Annotated in this window: 15 protein-coding genes and 1 tRNA gene; 12 read left to right on the forward strand and 4 right to left on the reverse strand. The window is 40.2% G+C overall.

From position 1 onward, the window contains the following. Positions 1-466 precede the first annotated feature (466 nt). Positions 467-919: an Lrp/AsnC family transcriptional regulator gene (locus O9316_RS10800; RefSeq protein WP_298205685.1), complete on the reverse strand. Its 453-nt coding sequence runs from the start codon at positions 917-919 to the stop codon at positions 467-469. A gap of 156 nt (positions 920-1075) precedes the next feature. On the opposite strand from O9316_RS10800, the gene O9316_RS10805 reads away from it, so the two are divergent. Continuing rightward, positions 1076-2293, forward strand: a complete 1218-nt coding sequence (locus O9316_RS10805; protein WP_298205686.1) for an aminotransferase class I/II-fold pyridoxal phosphate-dependent enzyme — start codon at positions 1076-1078, stop codon at positions 2291-2293. A gap of 59 nt (positions 2294-2352) precedes the next feature. Here the strand turns inward: O9316_RS10805 and O9316_RS10810 are convergent, their stop codons facing one another. Then, positions 2353-4275: an amino acid permease gene (locus O9316_RS10810; RefSeq protein WP_298205687.1), complete on the reverse strand. Its 1923-nt coding sequence runs from the start codon at positions 4273-4275 to the stop codon at positions 2353-2355. A gap of 190 nt (positions 4276-4465) precedes the next feature. Here O9316_RS10810 and O9316_RS10815 point away from each other — a divergent pair, with 190 nt between their 5' ends. The 9 genes from O9316_RS10815 (at position 4466) to ribB (ending at position 13077) form a co-directional block, all read left to right on the forward strand. Further along, positions 4466-5104, forward strand: a complete 639-nt coding sequence (locus tag O9316_RS10815) for a peroxiredoxin (protein ID WP_287782121.1) — start codon at positions 4466-4468, stop codon at positions 5102-5104. A 91-nt stretch (positions 5105-5195) separates the two neighbouring features. Further along, complete coding sequence (locus O9316_RS10820) at positions 5196-5504, forward strand: thioredoxin family protein (protein WP_298205688.1); 309 nt, start codon at positions 5196-5198, stop codon at positions 5502-5504. Between the two features lie 84 nt (positions 5505-5588). After that, a complete protein-coding gene (locus O9316_RS10825; protein WP_073364546.1) occupies positions 5589-5849 on the forward strand; it encodes a hypothetical protein in 261 nt (86 codons plus the stop codon). A 112-nt stretch (positions 5850-5961) separates the two neighbouring features. Then, positions 5962-6462: a thiol peroxidase gene (gene tpx / locus O9316_RS10830; RefSeq protein ID WP_298205690.1), complete on the forward strand. Its 501-nt coding sequence runs from the start codon at positions 5962-5964 to the stop codon at positions 6460-6462. Positions 6463-6465: 3 nt separating this feature from the next. Beyond that, positions 6466-6849 (forward strand): diacylglycerol kinase family protein, encoded by a 384-nt coding sequence (locus O9316_RS10835; protein WP_298205692.1) that lies wholly within the window; start codon positions 6466-6468, stop codon positions 6847-6849. A gap of 26 nt (positions 6850-6875) precedes the next feature. Beyond that, a complete protein-coding gene (locus tag O9316_RS10840) occupies positions 6876-9413 on the forward strand; it encodes a DNA translocase FtsK (protein WP_298205694.1) in 2538 nt (845 codons plus the stop codon). A 1-nt stretch (position 9414) separates the two neighbouring features. Continuing rightward, positions 9415-10056, forward strand: coding sequence for an outer membrane lipoprotein carrier protein LolA (locus tag O9316_RS10845; protein WP_298205696.1), 642 nt, complete (start codon positions 9415-9417; stop codon positions 10054-10056). Between the two features lie 5 nt (positions 10057-10061). After that, on the forward strand, positions 10062-11954 hold the full coding sequence (locus O9316_RS10850; protein ID WP_366941542.1) for an LptF/LptG family permease: 1893 nt from the start codon (positions 10062-10064) through the stop codon (positions 11952-11954). Next, positions 11947-13077 carry a 3,4-dihydroxy-2-butanone-4-phosphate synthase gene (gene ribB, locus O9316_RS10855; protein ID WP_298205698.1) on the forward strand — a complete coding sequence of 377 codons (1131 nt, stop codon included), beginning with the start codon at positions 11947-11949 and terminating at the stop codon, positions 13075-13077. The genes O9316_RS10850 and ribB overlap by 8 nt, the downstream gene beginning before the upstream one ends. Before the next feature lie 273 nt (positions 13078-13350). Here ribB and O9316_RS10860 read toward each other — a convergent pair. Next, a tRNA-Ser gene (locus O9316_RS10860) sits at positions 13351-13435 on the reverse strand. A 487-nt stretch (positions 13436-13922) separates the two neighbouring features. Then, positions 13923-14546: a LuxR C-terminal-related transcriptional regulator gene (locus O9316_RS10865; RefSeq protein WP_298205700.1), complete on the reverse strand. Its 624-nt coding sequence runs from the start codon at positions 14544-14546 to the stop codon at positions 13923-13925. Between the two features lie 239 nt (positions 14547-14785). Here O9316_RS10865 and O9316_RS10870 point away from each other — a divergent pair, with 239 nt between their 5' ends. After that, positions 14786-15229 carry a hypothetical protein gene (locus tag O9316_RS10870; protein WP_298205702.1) on the forward strand — a complete coding sequence of 148 codons (444 nt, stop codon included), beginning with the start codon at positions 14786-14788 and terminating at the stop codon, positions 15227-15229. A 4-nt stretch (positions 15230-15233) separates the two neighbouring features. Next, positions 15234-17435, forward strand: a 2202-nt coding sequence (locus O9316_RS10875; protein ID WP_298347191.1) for a PKD domain-containing protein, incomplete at its 3' end; no start/stop codon positions are given.

A 17435-nucleotide genomic window follows, 5' to 3' on the forward strand; every position in this document is an offset into this window, starting at 1 on the left:
TTATTTTGCCTAACATATTGCCACTATTTTATACTCAAATATACCATTTTTGGCAATAATTATCATCTATTTCTAGCTAAATTTTATTGTAATAAAATAACAATCAGACAGTTATTTGTTTTTTAAGGGATGACTATTTAACCTAATTGACATATGCTTCGTCTGTCGTTAAACTTTAATAATTGAAAATTAATTTTTGTGCCTAACTATTTCATATAACATTCGAATTTTATTTTTGCCTTAAGAAATAAGAATAATATAATGTGCCTCAAAAAAAGAATAAATGAAAAAAGGGTCTGAAAATGCGGGGATAATTCTAATGGTAATCGGCTTCTCACATTCATGAAAGTAATGCAAAAAGTATGGGACTAAATCCCTTTACGCACTAATGAATATGTGCTAGAGGGTTGTGGAATTGTGCTCTTTTCCATTAGAATGGATACGAGTATGCAACCTAAATAATAGGTTATAATTCAAACGCCGTACTATTTTTAATTTCCCCAATCATAAACGAACTATGGGTGCTGCCAATATGCTGCAAACGCGTCAGTTTAGTCACCATAAAATCGCGATAGGCCTCCATATCCTTTACGGCAATTTTTAAAATATAATCGTAATCGCCACTCACATGAAAACATTCCAAAACCTCAGAAAGTTGGACTACTTCCGCTTCAAACCGCACTAAATAATCTTTGGTATGCTGGATTAACTTGATATGACAAAAAACGATAAACGATTGGTCAATTTTTTTTCGATCCAATAAAGCTACATACCCTTTGATAAGTCCTTCGCGTTCCATCTTTCGAATGCGTTCATACACGGCGGTGACCGACATTTGCAGTTTTACCGCCATTTCTTTGTTGGTCATTCGGGCATCATTTTGCAAAAACCCTACAATTTTTTTGTCGATTGCGTCCATCGGATAAATTTTCAGTGAATAGATTATAATTCCGTAAAAATAAAAACATTATACTATATTACTTGACTTTGACAGTTTTATTTTCTATATATTAAAATTTATGTTGAAAATTTATAACTAAAATTTGATATTTGAAAAACTAATTCACTACATCCTATGGAAAATCAGCATCGTATGGCCTTTCATCCGGCCGATCATATTCAAGACTTGCAATATTTTGGCGAATTTGGGGGCGTGAATCCCTCGATTTCGGATTCCTCCACCTATACCTTTTTGTCGGCCAAGACCATGTTTGACACTTTTGAGGGCAATGCCGAGGGCTGTTATTTATACTCGCGGCATTCCTCTCCTATGAATTTGTATTTGGGTCAGGCCCTTGCCGCTATGGAGGGAACCACGGGAGCCAACGTTACCGCATCGGGGATGGGCGCCATTACTTCGGTATTGTTGCAGCTTTGCGCCAGTGGAGACCAAATCGTTTCGAGTCGTACGATTTATGGCGGTACCTATGCCTTCATGAAAAATGTATTGCCCAAGTGGCACATTCAAACGCGTTTTGTTGACATCACCAAATTGGACGTAGTTGAAGCCGCCATTACCCCGCATACCAAAGTGTTGTATTGTGAAACGGTGAGCAATCCATTATTGGAAGTCGCCGATATTCAAGGATTAGCCCAATTGGCCAAAAAATACAATTTAAAACTTGTTGTCGACAATACCTTTTCTCCCTTGCAAGTTGCCCCTGCACAATGGGGCGCCGATGTAGTGATTCACAGTTTAACCAAATTTATCAATGGAAGCTCCGATACGGTCGGAGGTGTCATTTGTAGTTCGCAAGAATTCATCAATGATTTGCGTAATGTCAATGATGGGGCGTGTATGTTGTTGGGGCCAACTATGGATAGCTTGCGCTCGGCTTCGATATTGAAAAACCTACGTACCTTACATATTCGCATGAAACAACACAGCCATAATGCCATGTATTTGGCCTCACAATTTGAAAAAGACGGATTGAAAGTGGTTTACCCGGGCTTGAAAAGTCACCCGAGCCATGCTATTTTAACCAACCAAATGAATCCCGAATACGGCTATGGTGGAATGATGACGTTGGATGTAGGAACGTTGGACCGTGCCAATGCCTTGATGGAATTGATGCAACACAACAATTTGGGATACTTGGCGGTAAGTCTTGGATTTTATAAAACCTTATTCAGTGCACCGGGCACCTCTACTTCGAGCGAAATTCCATTAGAAGAGCAAAAAGAAATGGGATTGACCGATGGCTTGATTCGTTTTTCGATAGGTTTGGATAATGACATTGAACGTACCTATCAAAAAATGACCGATTGCATGCGGAAGTTAGGGATACTGTAGTCGTGTAGAACTAAATATAAACAAAAAGGTATCGTCTTCAGATACCTTTTTTTGTGTCGTTATGATGCCTGATTCAACTTACTATTTTTATAACTAAAGCCAAAATAAATTGACAATCCAATAAGGAGCCAAATCGAGAAGTACAACCAATTCCAAACACTCAATTCGGCCATCATATACAAACAGCTTACCAAGCCAAGCAGCGGAATTAAGGACAAATTCTTCTGATAGGCCCAAGCACCCAAGGCCAAGAGTACAATAATAAAAATCCACATGGGAATTTTGTGCGAAAACAAGGCCCATCCCGATTCGTATTTCAAATCGGTATTTATCGGCAATGCATCGACTAGCGAATGATAGGCTTTGGTATCTTCGGCAAACGATTGAAGTGTTTTTTCTAAATCGACTTCTTTAGTTTTGACCAATTTTAAATCATACAAATACTGAACCACTTGGGCCGCCTCAGCTTCTTTTAATGAAGTCACTATCGTCGTTGGACTGTTGAGTTGCTTTTTATTGGTTATAAAATCGACCACCCCTTGTTTATTGAAGTAAAAGGAGCCCATCAAGCCTAAAAATAACATGACTGGGAAAATGTATTTGGCGTTAACATAGGGGGTTTTAAACTTACCACGAGGTACATCAGGACGGTTTTGCAACACCAATACCCCGGCACAGACCAAAACAAAAGCAAACAAAGTACCAATACTACACAAGTCGGTCACCAACGTAAGATTTAAGAAAAGAGCAGGAATAGCCACCACAAATCCGGTCACAATTGTAGCATACGATGGCGTTTTATAGCGCGGATGCACTCGTGAGAAACGTTTTGGCAACAACCCATCGCGACTCATACTCATCCAAATACGAGGTTGCCCCATTTGAAAAACCAAGAGCACACTGGCCATCGCTACAACGGCACTCACCGCTATAATCCCCGACATCCATTTCAGATCTAATTGATCAAATACAAAAGCTAAAGGATCACCTACATTCAATTGGTCATAGGAAACCATACCGGTCAACACCAAGGCTATGATTATGTATAAAACAGTACAAATGATAATCGCCCACATCATTCCTTTGGGCAAATCGCGTTGCGGGTCTTTGCATTCTTCGGCGGTAGTTGAAATCGCATCAAAACCGATGTAAGCAAAAAATACAGCCGACACCCCTTTTAGTATACCGCCCACGCCATTGGGGGCAAAAGGGTTCCAATTGTCGGTGTCGACATAAAATATTCCCACCGCAATCACCAACAAAATAATACACAACTTCACCACCACCATGAGATTACTAGCATTGCGCGACTCTTTCATGCCACGATACACCAAATACGTAATTAAAATAATGATTAACAGCGCAGGTAAATCGGCCACCAAATGCAAACCAGCTATTGTAGGTGATGTGGTCCAAGCCGTATGCGCCGCTTGGAGGGCCGGACTTAAATCGGCAAAAGGTTTTCCGCTTTGCAATAAGGCAGTTGCTTCGGCAAATCCTTTGGAAGCGGATAAATAGTCCATTTGTATCCATTGTGGCAAATGAATGCCTCCACTTTCAAGCAATCCTGTAAAATAATCACTCCAAGAAATCGCCACGGTTATGTTCCCAATGGCATACTCCATAATCAAAGCCCATCCTATAATCCATGCAATAAGTTCGCCAAATGCCACATACGAGTACGTATAAGCACTCCCCGAAACGGGTACCATAGAAGCAAATTCAGCGTAAGCAAAAGCAGCAAAACTACAGGCTAAGGCCGTAAAAAGAAATAGAAAAATCACTGCGGGGCCCCCATCGGCACTTGCTTTTCCAATGGTACTAAAAATTCCAGCACCAATAATGGCTGCAATCCCAAAAGCGGTCAAATCCCTAGCGGTGAGATGCTTTCCAAGCGCATGATGTCCATCGGACTCATTTTGGGCAACTTGTTGAAGGATATCATGAACCGATTTTTTTCGAAATAATTGGGAAAACTTCATGGTGTATTCGCTTTTTTTAGGCTAACAAATATAAACTTTTATTTGAAAGTGAACGGCTCCCTGTTTTCACTCGTATAGTCAAAAACTATTTAATGATAAAAACTAATAATAAAAACCAATATATAATCCTTGAAGATGTATGTACTTTTGTGGTGTCAAAAACAATTTTTAATTTTTAAACAACATAATTATGTCATTAGTAGGAAAAAAATTCCCAAACATTACCGTAGATGCCATCTCTTTTATGGGAGACAATTTGCGTATTAACATTTTGGATGAAGCTGTGAAGAACAACAAAAAAGTATTGTTGTTTTGGTATCCCAAAGATTTCACTTTCGTTTGTCCTACAGAGTTGCATGCGTTTCAAGCGGCTTTAGAAGAATTTGAAGCACGTAACACGACCGTTATTGGAGCTTCTTGTGACACCAACGAAGTGCATTTTGCTTGGTTGAATACCGCCAAAAACAACGGTGGTATTGAAGGAGTTACCTATCCTTTATTGGCCGACACTACACGTAATTTGTCGTCAGCTTTAGGTATTTTGGATATCGAAGCAGGGGAATACAACGAAGATACTGACACGGTACTTTTGGAGGGATCTAATGTGACTTTCCGTGCTACCTATTTGATTGACGAAACCGGTAAAATTTTCCACGAAAGCGTAAACGACATGCCTTTGGGACGCAACGTTCAAGAGTACCTTCGTTTAATTGATGCGTACACGCATGTACAAACCAAAGGTGAGGTTTGTCCTGCCAATTGGGAAAAAGGAAAAGAAGCGATGAATGCTGATCGCAACAGTACGGCTTCGTATTTATCAAATCACTAATAGCAACTAAATTAGGCCAACGTTTCAGGTTTGGGAAGTATTCATTATCTCAAACTTGAAACGGGAAGCCCAATGCTAAAAATATAATCTCATGTTTCAAGAACTAACACAAGATAATCTAGCCGAAATCGTGGCTCAAAACGAAACGGTTGTGGTTCAATATGCGGCCTCCTGGTGTGGAAATTGCCGTATTATGAAACCTAAATTCAAAATGTTGGCAGCTCAACACGAGCACGTTCCCTTTTTGATTGTAGATGCTGAACAATTTCCCAACTCCCGACAGTTGGCCAAAGTAGATAACTTACCTACTTTTGCAACCTTCAAAAATGGCGCGTTGGTCAATCAAACCCAAACCAATAAAGCCGAAGTTTTGGCCGAATTGGTTCAAGAAGTCCTTTAAAATTCAACCGATTTTTGGGAAAGGTACTATGGCAACTTACCTTAGTTATCAAATTCTCCCAGTATAAATTACGAAGACCAAACTATGAAACTTCCAGTCATTAAACACTTAACCCAATTCATTGAAGACAATGACCAAGATTATTTGGTGGAAACGATCGAAGTATTGGAAAATCTCACTGAGCTCGAATCCTTAAAAGACGAAGAACTCGATGTGATTGGGGAACTTATTTCCAACCTTTACGGTGCTTTGGAAGTCCATAAAATGATACGTGAAGGCAAAGACAAAAAAACAGCGCTCAACGATTTTATGAAGCGCGTTTTAGGGTCTATCGACAAAGCCTAATTAAAGTGTCCTACGGGGCGCTTTTTTTATGTTCACTCGTGAATTAATTTCATGCCAATGGTATACCGATTCCGTTAAAAAATAGTATTTTTGTGCTTTAAAAATGATACCCATGGCACAAATTACTTTGGGCGGAAATCCCGTTCACACCTCAGGAAACTTACCCGAAATAGGCACGAAAGCGCCTGCTTTTGAATTAGTAAAAAATGACTTATCCACCGCTACATTAGCTGATTTTACAGGTAGTAAAGTGGTTTTAAATATCTTCCCAAGTATTGACACACCGACGTGTGCGACTTCTGTTCGTACGTTTAATGCGAAAGCGGCTGCATTGGAAAACACTAAAGTTTTGTGTATCTCACGGGATTTACCTTTTGCCCAAAAACGATTCTGTGGGGCAGAGGGCATTGAAAATGTAATCAATTTATCTGATTTTAAATCGGGGGCCTTCGGAAAAGCTTATGGATTGGAATTGACCGACAGTGCGTTGGCTGGATTGCATTCTCGTGCTGTAGTTGTATTGGATGAAAACGGAACCGTAATTCATGCTGAGCAAGTGGCCGAAATCGCCAATGAACCCAATTACGAAGCCGCATTGAATGCTTTACAATAGGCTATGGAATTTCAGCGTGATCGCACTTTTTTTACCGGTCGATTAAAAAGTATTCGTTTTGCTGTACAAGGCGCGTACAAATTGGCTACCACCGAACACAGCGTCATGGTCCAATTGAGTATCGGCGTTTTGATTACGGGGGCTGGTTTCTATTTTGACATTTCACTCACCGAATGGATGTTGCAAACACTTGCCATCGGTTTGGTGTTGGCGGTCGAAAGTTTGAATACCGCAGCGGAAAAAATTGCTGATTTCATTCACCCAGAATACCACGCAAAAATTGGATTTATCAAAGATATTGCAGCAGGAGCAGTTTTTTTTGCCGCCGCAACAGCAATAACCGTTGGATGTCTGATCTACCTCCCCAAAATCGTTTCATTTTTTTAGTACATTTATAAAAATTTAGCGCATTAATGGCTCCCAAAAAATCACAAAACACATCCACAGAAAACGAAAGTTCACCGATTTCATCCTTCAAAATGAAACGTCAGTACCAATTTATCTTGGGAAGTCTTTTCTTGCTTTTGGCATTGGCAATGGGTGTAGCGTTTATCTCGTATTTTGTGAATGGCCATGTCGATCAAAGTGTCGCTAATGCATTTATTGACCGTGAAAAAGAAGCGCAAAATTGGATGGGAAAATCGGGCGCATGGATGGCCGAAACCTTAATTCCAAACGGTTTTGGAGTGGCATCCTTCCTTTTGGTAAAATTGCTTTTTGTAACTGGGGCATTCATGGCCTTAGACCTTCCCCTGAAACGATTAAAATCGATGTGGTTTTGGGATTTATTTGCTCTAATTGTGTTGTCTTTACTGTTTGGTTTCTTTGCCAATTCCCTTCCTGAGTTGGGAGGCACCGTTGGATTTGAAATCAATTCCTTTATACAAGATTACATCGGAAAAACGGGAACACTTCTTGTTTTGGTGTTTTGTATTTTACTCTACATGATTTTCAAAATACGTTGGTCACCCGATACGTTAAAAGCGTTTTATGAAAAAAAGAAAGCAGATCTTGAAGCGGATATAGCGGCTACTTCACCTGAAAATAACACACAAGCGGGTGCCTACAATTTAGAAGAATATGCGGTTTCGGACCCAGAAAATACACCCGATTATGCGATTGAAGAATTGGTGCAACCGAAATCTTCTTTTGAAATCGACAAAGAAGCCTTAAAACCCACCATATCCAGTTATTCGGGCATCGATTTGAATCCAAATAAATCCGGATTGAGTCCGATACACGAACCCGATGTAGAACCTGTTTTGGTCACACCAACGCCTCCAATCACCCCTCCTACGCCGCTTTCAACGCCGCTTACTGTTGAACCCCCTAAGGAAATCATTCCCACACAAGACGAATCTTTTGTGATTGAAAAAGCACCGGATGAGGATTTGATTGTAGAAAATTTGGCAGCGAAATTGGTGGAAGATTTTGGCCTTTTTGATCCAACGCTTGAGTTATCGCATTATAAGTTTCCTACGCTTGAATTGCTCAAAGACTACAGCAGTGTAGGCATCACGATCAATCAGGAAGAATTGGAGGAAAACAAGAATCGAATTGTAGAAACCCTTCGCAATTACAAGATTGACATTGCCCAAATTAAAGCGACAGTAGGCCCCTCAGTGACGTTGTATGAAATCGTACCCGAAGCAGGAATTCGAATTTCAAAAATTAAAAGTTTAGAGGACGATATTGCACTTTCGCTTTCTGCGCTTGGTATACGTATTATTGCTCCTATACCGGGCAAAGGAACCATCGGGATTGAGGTACCCAATAAAAATCCTACTATGGTTCCTATGAAAACAGTCATTGCAGCTTCACGTTTTCAAGAGGCCGAAATGGAACTCCCGATTGCCTTAGGAAAAACCATTTCCAACGAAACATTTGTGGTCGATTTGGCAAAAATGCCTCACTTGTTAATGGCAGGTGCTACGGGACAAGGAAAATCCGTGGGATTGAATGCGGTATTGACCTCGCTATTGTATAAAAAACATCCGGCGGAAGTCAAATTTGTACTGGTCGATCCCAAAAAAGTAGAGCTTACGTTGTTCAACAAAATTGAACGCCATTATTTGGCCAAACTGCCCGATACAGAAGATGCTATTATTACCGATAACAACAAGGTAATCAATACGTTGAATTCGCTTTGTATTGAAATGGACAACCGCTATTCGCTTTTAAAAGATGCGATGGTACGCAATATCAAGGAATACAATGAAAAATTCAAGTCGCGAAAATTGAATCCTGAATTGGGACACCGTTTTCTTCCTTATATCGTATTGGTCGTTGATGAATTTGCCGACCTCATTATGACCGCTGGAAAAGAAGTTGAAACCCCCATTGCACGATTAGCCCAATTAGCACGCGCCATTGGTATTCACCTTATTATCGCGACACAACGTCCCTCGGTAAATGTCATTACGGGAATTATTAAAGCCAATTTCCCAGCGCGTATCGCATTTCGTGTAACCTCAAAAATTGATTCACGCACCATTTTGGATACCCAGGGTGCGGAACAACTTATTGGTCGTGGAGACTTGTTGTATACCAATGGGAATGATTTAGTTCGGGTGCAATGTGCCTTTGTGGACACCCCCGAAGTAGAGAAAATTGTGGATTATATTGGATCACAAAAAGCCTATGCTACCGCCTATCAATTGCCCGAATATGTGGGAGAAGAAGGAAGTAATGTTAACCTAGAATTTGATATCTCTGAACGCGACCCCATGTTTCGCGAAGCCGCTGAAATAATCGTTACCGCACAACAAGGTTCGGCATCATTATTGCAGCGCAAATTAAAATTGGGCTACAATCGGGCCGGTCGTTTGATTGACCAGTTGGAAGCAGCAGGTATCGTGGGTCCTTTTGAAGGGAGCAAAGCACGAACGGTCAATATTCCCGATTTGGTCGCTTTGGAACATTTTTTTACTAACGAACAAAACGAAAATTAGAATGAAAAAGTTTTTAGCGCTGATTATGCTACTAACCATAAGTGTATCTACCCAAGCACAAGATAAGCGGGCGAAAAACCTGCTCGACCAAGTGACGGCTAAAATCAAAAGCTATGATAATATAGTCATTGATTTTAAATACACTCTCACCAATACCAAAGAAAATATCAATCAAGAAAGCAAAGGAAATGTAACCTTACAAGGGAACAAATACGTGCTCAACTTTATGGGGGCAACCAAAATTTTTGACGGAAAAAAAACGTACACCATTGTCCCTGAAGACGAAGAGATTACTATTTCTAGCGTCAATGATGCGGATGAAAAAGCCATTACTCCCAATAAAATGCTAACTTTTTTTAACAAAGGGTATAAGTATGTTTGGGACATTCAACAAAACATTAACGGTCGAAAAATACAATTGATTAAATTGATACCCACCAATACCAAAGACCAACGCAAAGAAATTTTGCTCGGTATTGATACCCAAACGAAAACCATTTACAATTTGATTGAGATTGGGAAAAACGGGACCCGTACCACGCTGACTGTTAATTCTTTTAAAACCAATCAGCCGCTTTCGAAAAATCAGTTTACTTTTGTGGCAGGGAAATACCCAAACTACTACATCAATAAATTAGATTAAGTTCGGTGAAGATAATCGATCGGTATTTACTAAAATCCTTCTGGATTACATTTGCTTCTGTATTTGTAATCCTCTTTTTTATATTCATCCTACAAACCGTTTGGTTATTCATATCCGAATTAGCGGGTAAAGACTTAGACACACTGATGGTTATCAAGTTTTTGATCTTTGCCATGCCCCGAATTATCCCGATGGTGTTGCCCCTTTCAGTGCTGTTGGCCTCTATTATGACCTTTGGTTCCTTGGCCGAAAACTATGAGTTTGCAGCGATGAAGTCGTCGGGGATTTCATTTCAGCGCTCCTTGCGGTACCAAACCTATTTCATTCTGGTATTAACCCTTGTCTCCTTTTTTGTTGCCAATAACATCATTCCTTATGCCGAATACAAATTCACCAACTTCCGTCGAAACATTGCGCAAATAAAACCTGCTTTGGCTATTGCAGAAGGGCAGTTTAGTGAAATTGGAAACTACAGCATAAAAGTTTTAAAGAAAAAAGGCGAAAAAGGCAACTTTCTCGAAGGCGTTACTATTCACCGAAACATCCCTAATGGAGGTGGAAATACAACGGTAATTAAAGCCAAAAGAGGCGAACTCTTGAGCAGTGAGAAGTCCAATACCCTACGGTTGGTTTTGTATGATGGAACTTATTATGAGGATTTGCGTACCACCTATGAAAAACGCAACAATGCCCCTTTTACTAAAGCTACGTTCAAACGCGATGTCTTCAGTATCGACCTTACGAAACTCAACCAAAACAATCAACGCGACATGGAACTGGGGAATACCTTTACGATGTTGAACATTTCGGAATTGAATTATACTTTGGACTCGTTGCAAACCAATTATAAAAAAGAAGCGATTTCGTATGGTGAAAATATTTACAGCCGAACGGGAGCGTTGTCGACTAACACCCTGGGGGAACTTTTTCCAAAAAAAATGCCCCCGCAAGATATTTTAGCCTACCTCACTCCTACCCAAAAAACCGACATTTACCGCTATGCTTACAGTAATGTGGAAAACATTCAATTCACTATCGAAGGTAATCTTTTTGAAATGAATGCCAAGCAGAAGCTAATTAACAAGCATTGGATTGCGATTTACGATAAATTCATGTTGGCTTTTTCCTGCATCCTGATGTTTTTTATTGGAGCGCCTTTGGGATCTATTATTCGCAAAGGAGGCATTGGATTACCCATCGTTTTTTCGGTTATTATTTTTATTATTTTTCACTTTATCAATACCTTCGGCAAACGTTTGGCTCAAGAAAATGGAATTCCTCCTTTTATTGGGGTTTGGATGTCGACAATGATTCTACTCCCCTTAGCCATAACACTGACGTATCGAGCGATTCACGATATTGGCGGTATGGTAACTTTGGATGTAGTGGTTGAACCGGTCATGAAATTGTTACGAAGAAATAAGTCCGAAACCACCCCAGAGGCTTCAGCAAATACAATGGAACCCCAAATGGAACCGCTCCAAGGTTCTGATTTACTTTCCCCAAGTGCGCCTACTGATACAGCAGTTGTTCGTCAAGATGGAATCCCGTATAACGATATCACCGACAGCATTGAAAAGAAATTGGGGACTATTAATTTTGAACGTGTTGAAAAATGGAATCGAATGGCGTTGCTGTATTATGCAATAACCTTTAGCTTGGTGGTTGTGTATACGTTTACTTCGATAACCTATATTCTCATCGGAACAGCAATTCCTTTTGCGATACTTCTAATATATTGTTACAAAACACAGGTTGAAATTGAAAGGTCCAAAGCTCCATTGGAACCCGGACTTTTTATCAGTTTACTAACGGCATTTCCTTTTTACCCTTTACTGTTTTGGGCGACTAAAAAACAATTACACAACTTTACACAAGATACAATCGAAAATGAGTGATTCCATACAACTCAACACTATAGAAGAAGCCATTGAAGATATCCGTCAAGGCAAGGTAATCATCGTTGTCGATGATGAAGATCGTGAGAATGAAGGTGATTTTTTGGCTGCGGCTGAAAAAGTAACGCCCGAAATGATCAATTTCATGGCGATGCACGGTCGTGGTCTTATTTGTGCCCCGTTGACTGAAAAACGTTGCGCTGAATTGGAACTTCATTCGATGGTCAAAAACAATACCGACCATATGGAAACTGCCTTTACGGTTTCGGTGGATTTAAAAGGACATGGCGTGACAACGGGTATCTCTGCGGCCGATCGTGCCAAAACGATACTTGCGCTTGTCGATGAAGAAACCAAGCCGTTTGATTTGGCGCGTCCAGGACATATTTTCCCATTGGCAGCAAAGCATGGAGGCGTTTTACGACGCACAGGCCATACCGAAGCAGCTATTGATTTTGCACGCTTAGCCGGATGTAAACCCGCAGGTGTCATTGTTGAAATCATGAATGAAGACGGAACTATGGCGCGTTTGCCTGAATTGGTTGAAGTGGCGAAACGGTTTGATTTAAAACTCGTTTCAATTGAGGATTTGGTGGCTTATCGCATGCAGCATGATAGTTTAATTTCGAAAAAAGAAGACTTTCAGGTGAATACCAAATACGGTTCCTTTCGATTACGGGCTTACCAACAAATCACCAACAAGCAAGTACACATTGCATTGACTAAGGGTAGTTGGAATAACGGCGATGCCGTACTTACGCGGATTATTTCGGCAGCAGCCAACACCGATATCCTTCAAGCGCTGACAGGAAGCATGGAGCAAAAACTGGATGATATTTTTAAGTTAATTCACAAAGAGGACAAAGGCGCTGTAGTGTTTATCAACAGTGAAACTGATCCGAATGATTTGTTAAGTCGAATTGGTGTTTTACATCAATTGCAATCGGAGGGGATAAATGAAGCGCCTGTGGTCAAAATGGACCATAAAGATTTTGGAATTGGAGCACAAATTTTGCACGATTTAGACATCTCCAAAATTCGATTAATCACCAATAGCGTGCAAGCAAAACGCGTAGGGATGATTGGATATGGGCTGGAGATTAAGGAATATGTTCAATATTAACACCCGAGGCCTCAAGTGATTGAGGTCTTTTTTTTAATAAATGAAATAACACTTTTTGGGATTTGCTTTTCGAAAGAAAAGAAATCTATTTCGCTGTATTCCAAAGACTAATCCAACAAGGGCACCCAGAAAACTTACACTTTTCGCTTGCTACTTTAACATTTCAAAAAGTTTCGACGTTGGTTTTTAATTTTATAGCGTTTTACAAAAGCAAGCTTTTGACATCGCTATAAAATTAAAAAACCCGAAACTATCGTTTCGGGTTTTTCTTTGCGGAGAAAGAGGGATTCGAACCCCCGGACCTGTTACAGTCAACAGTTTTCAAGACTGCCGCAATCGACCACTCTGCCATTTCTCCAATAGGTGCGCATGACTACTGTAATGCGGATGCAAATATATAAAGCTTTTTTGCTTTTGCAAACACTTTTTGAGGCAAATTCGAAAAGAATTTTGAAAGAAAGAGTAAAAAGCTCAAAATCAAACAAAAAGAATAACCTGAGTGCATCTGCATAACTTTTGAAATGAATCACACGTTATACAGATGCAAATTTCCGTTGGCAAATGGATTAACCCAAACAATAGGATTTCTGCACTCTAAAACAGTAATCGAAAGAAAGAACGTGCCCTTCGGAAACATCAGGCTTTATGGGATATAGAGAAAGGTATCAATTCTATTTAATCGCTAGTTCAATTGTAAATTCAAAAGACTTAAATCATATGAATTAGTTATTTTGAATAATTCTAATTAACAATTGAAAAACAAAGATACTCGTAAGTTTATGTATAACCAAAGTAAAAAACCCCTAATATCAAAGTATTTTACCCCGAAAAATTAGGTATTTTTCCTATTGGTGCTTTTTAAAAACGGATGCTAGTTCTAAAATATTGGCAACCCCAATTTTCGCAAAGATTCGTTTTTTGTATGTACTTACTGTAGTTGCTGCTAAGTCAAGGCGTTGTGTCATAGCTTGATTGGATAGCCCTTGGATAAGTAACTCAGCTACTTGAAGTTCGCGTGAAGACAATTTCAACAAGGGATTCACTAAACGTCGAGAAGACTTTAATTTGACATTCCCAATTTTCATTTTGGCTTCAAAATATTGAGAACCTTCCGTTAACAACACTAATGTTTTCGTTAAATGCGCTAGAGAGTCCGTTTTCTCCAACACCACAGAGGCCCCTAATGCAAACAACTTCCGCTTGGTTTCCTCCTCATATATGGCAGAGAAAACCGCAATGTTGAGCGATTTATTCAATCGAGATATTCGTTTGACAAGAGAGTAGTTTATTTTTTGTTTTACAACAACGTCAACAATAACCAAATCAAAGTTTTGGGCTTTGAGCAACTGTTCCATCGCTAATTCAGAGGTGGCAAAATAGAGCTTACATTGAGATATGTCTTTAAACAAACCTTCATAAGCATACTTCATGACCGGAACCGCATCATAAATTAAAATAGTTCTTTCCATACCGATACAGCGGTTGATTTCCACCCGATTAATTGAGAGTGCCCTGCAATTTAAGCGATTTTTTTTTCTTACAAAAAATATACCCCAAAAAGATTCTTTTTTTACTGAGTTTTCATCAATTAATTACCATCTATGAAAAACTATTTCTAACCATTTATTTAAAAGCATAACTTATTAACAAAATTTTATTCTTTTTTTTAAGAACAATATATTTGGAATGCGTATAAAATTACTTACAAATGAAATCAATTCAGGAGTTCTCTTTTGCAGGTCTGCGACTTGTTTTTTTTCTATTTATGTACACTACATACGGTCAAGCACAAAATTGGTATTTAAATGATCATTCTAAAGAAAATGATGTATTTACTTCTCAAGTTGGAATGCCCAATCATCGCGGTAATTCACCTGACCAACCTTTACATTCATTAAACGAAATTTTAAAACGTTGCAAAGAAGGAGACACTATATACGTAGATACAGGATCTTATCCTGAATTTAGCACATCGGGGGAACTATTAATTTCACTCCCAAAGAAGGTAGTTTTAATCCATTTTTCAAATAAAGAAATCTATGCAAAAAATAAATATCCTTCAGGCCTTAAAGCTACTGCGGAAGAATTTTACATTTTGAATGACCAACCTGTGAGCCGTGAAGTTTATCTTCAACACCTTCAAAAAAAGTAGTTTTATGAAAATAAGAATCCTTATTTATTGCCTACTTTTTGGGCTTAAAACATGGGCACAACCTGCCAACAACACCTGTGCTACTGCGACTCCTATTGTAGTGGGCAATGGAACTTGTAATTCTATCCTTTATGATAATACAGGGGCAACAACATTAGGAAATCCCCCAACACCCGCTTGTTGGTCACCCAATACGATGAGTCATACAGTTTGGTTTTCGTTTGTAGCTACCACAGCAGATATTGAACTGTCATCCAATTTTGGGGGAACATTAGCCAACACACAAATCGCTGTGTATAGCGGAAATTGTGGAAGTCTTACGCAAATTGCATGTCAAGAAGATGTAAACACTACAGCTGGACTCTTTCATACGAATGTGATTTTACATGGACTTACCCCCGGAAACACCTATTATGTTGCCATCGATGGAAACGGTAATACCACGGGAACATTCGGAATTTGTGCGCAAGAAGCTCAACCCTTGGGACCTCCCCTTCCTGTTCAAGATTGTGCAACTGCACAAACCCTTTGTAACCTTGGAAATGTATCGGTTCCCGATGGCCCTGGAGGAGTGGGTACTTCGATAGAATCTCCCAGTTGTTTTGGAGCTCCTGGAGAACGATCCTCGAGTTGGTATACCTTTACCGCAGCAACTAACGGAGTTTTGGCATTTACCATAACTCCCAATGCAGCGGTTGACTATGATTTTGCTGTATATGACACTACCACCAGTTGCCCAGGCACAGAATTATCTTGTAATTGGAGTGGTGTTCTTGGGTCAACAGGATTGGGCTGCGTTGGTGTCCAATGCAATCCGACCATCAACGTAGTGGCGGGCAATACCTACACCATTCTCGTAGATCGATTTACAGCCAATTCCTCGGCAGGATTTACCCTAGATTTCACAGGTACTACAGCAACCTTTGCGAGTCCAAACCCCAGTTTTACCGCAAATACAGTCTGTTTAGGCAATCCAACACAGTTTACGAATACAACCAATGGAAACTTTACCTACAGTTGGAACTTCGGAGATGGGAGTACAGCAACGGTAGAGAATCCAATACACACCTACAGTGCCGCGGGAACCTATCCAGTTACCTTGTTACTAACTGCAGTTCCTGGGGGATGTCAAAATCAAATAACACAAAATGTAACCGTAACTCCATTACCTACTGTAGATGCAGGCACCAATGCAACTATTTGCCCTGGCGATTGTATCACTTTGGCAGGTACTACTAATGCGATAGGTGGATCTTCGGCCCCTATCACATTTTCAAATACAGCTGCCGTCGCGATCCCCGATAGCGATACAGTTACAGGAGCCGTATCAACTATAGCCGTTAGTGGCATTAGTCCCGCTACCGTGGCAGCTGGAAGTATTGTTTCGGTTTGCTTAAACATTACACATACTTGGGATAGTGATTTGGACATCTACCTCCAAGCACCTAATGGAACGCGAATTGAACTTTCTACTGACAATGGGGGAATTGATGACAATTATACCAATACCTGTTTTAGCATGAGCGCCACAACTGCAATTACAGCAGGTGCAGCTCCTTTTACAGGGAGTTTTATTCCTGAACAATCGTTCAATCTATTTAATGGAAGTGCGATCAATGGCAACTGGTTGCTCATTGTTCAAGACGATGCAGGCGGTGATTTAGGGACCATAAACAATTGGAGTATTTCATTTAACAATCTACTGCCCACCTTTAGCTGGTCCCCAACAACGGGCATGACCAACGCCAATACGTTAACACCAACAGTCTGTCCCTCTTCAACGACAACATATACATTAACTGCTAATAACGGTGCAAGCTGTGTGGTTACCGACACTGTAACAATCGCTGTAAACGGTTCAACTACTCCAACTTTTACCTCTGTAGCGCCCATTTGTTCAGGAACCCCATTAACCGCTTTACCGCTGACATCCAACAACGGCATCTCGGGAACGTGGTCGCCGGCGTTAAACAACACCGCTACTACGACCTATACTTTTACCCCCAATGCGGGACAGTGTGCGACAACTACAACCTTAACTATCACGGTTAATCCGCAAGTGACACCCACCTTTACGGCAGTTGCGCCCATTTGTTCGGGAGCAACCTTAGCCGCTTTGCCGCTGACATCCAACAACGGCATCTCGGGAACGTGGTCGCCAGCGCTAAACAACACCGCTACTACGACCTATACCTTTACCCCCAAT

This window comes from Flavobacterium sp. (genome assembly GCF_027533505.1).
GTDB lineage: Bacteria > Bacteroidota > Bacteroidia > Flavobacteriales > Flavobacteriaceae > Flavobacterium.

Bases quoted from the DNA above. Each gene is read 5' to 3' on its own strand.
- O9316_RS10845 (WP_298205696.1), top strand. From the start codon at position 9,415: ATGAAAAAGTTTTTAGCGCTGATTATGCTACTAACCATAAGTGTATCT.
- O9316_RS10820 (WP_298205688.1), top strand. From the start codon at position 5,196: ATGTTTCAAGAACTAACACAAGATAATCTAGCCGAAATCGTGGCTCAA.
- O9316_RS10800 (WP_298205685.1), bottom strand. From the start codon at position 919: ATGGACGCAATCGACAAAAAAATTGTAGGGTTTTTGCAAAATGATGCC.
- O9316_RS10810 (WP_298205687.1), bottom strand. From the start codon at position 4,275: ATGAAGTTTTCCCAATTATTTCGAAAAAAATCGGTTCATGATATCCTT.
- O9316_RS10870 (WP_298205702.1), top strand. From the start codon at position 14,786: ATGAAATCAATTCAGGAGTTCTCTTTTGCAGGTCTGCGACTTGTTTTT.
- O9316_RS10805 (WP_298205686.1), top strand. From the start codon at position 1,076: ATGGAAAATCAGCATCGTATGGCCTTTCATCCGGCCGATCATATTCAA.
- O9316_RS10835 (WP_298205692.1), top strand. From the start codon at position 6,466: ATGGAATTTCAGCGTGATCGCACTTTTTTTACCGGTCGATTAAAAAGT.
- O9316_RS10815 (WP_287782121.1), top strand. From the start codon at position 4,466: ATGTCATTAGTAGGAAAAAAATTCCCAAACATTACCGTAGATGCCATC.
- O9316_RS10825 (WP_073364546.1), top strand. From the start codon at position 5,589: ATGAAACTTCCAGTCATTAAACACTTAACCCAATTCATTGAAGACAAT.
- O9316_RS10840 (WP_298205694.1), top strand. From the start codon at position 6,876: ATGGCTCCCAAAAAATCACAAAACACATCCACAGAAAACGAAAGTTCA.
- O9316_RS10865 (WP_298205700.1), bottom strand. From the start codon at position 14,546: ATGGAAAGAACTATTTTAATTTATGATGCGGTTCCGGTCATGAAGTAT.
- tpx (WP_298205690.1), top strand. From the start codon at position 5,962: ATGGCACAAATTACTTTGGGCGGAAATCCCGTTCACACCTCAGGAAAC.
- ribB (WP_298205698.1), top strand. From the start codon at position 11,947: ATGAGTGATTCCATACAACTCAACACTATAGAAGAAGCCATTGAAGAT.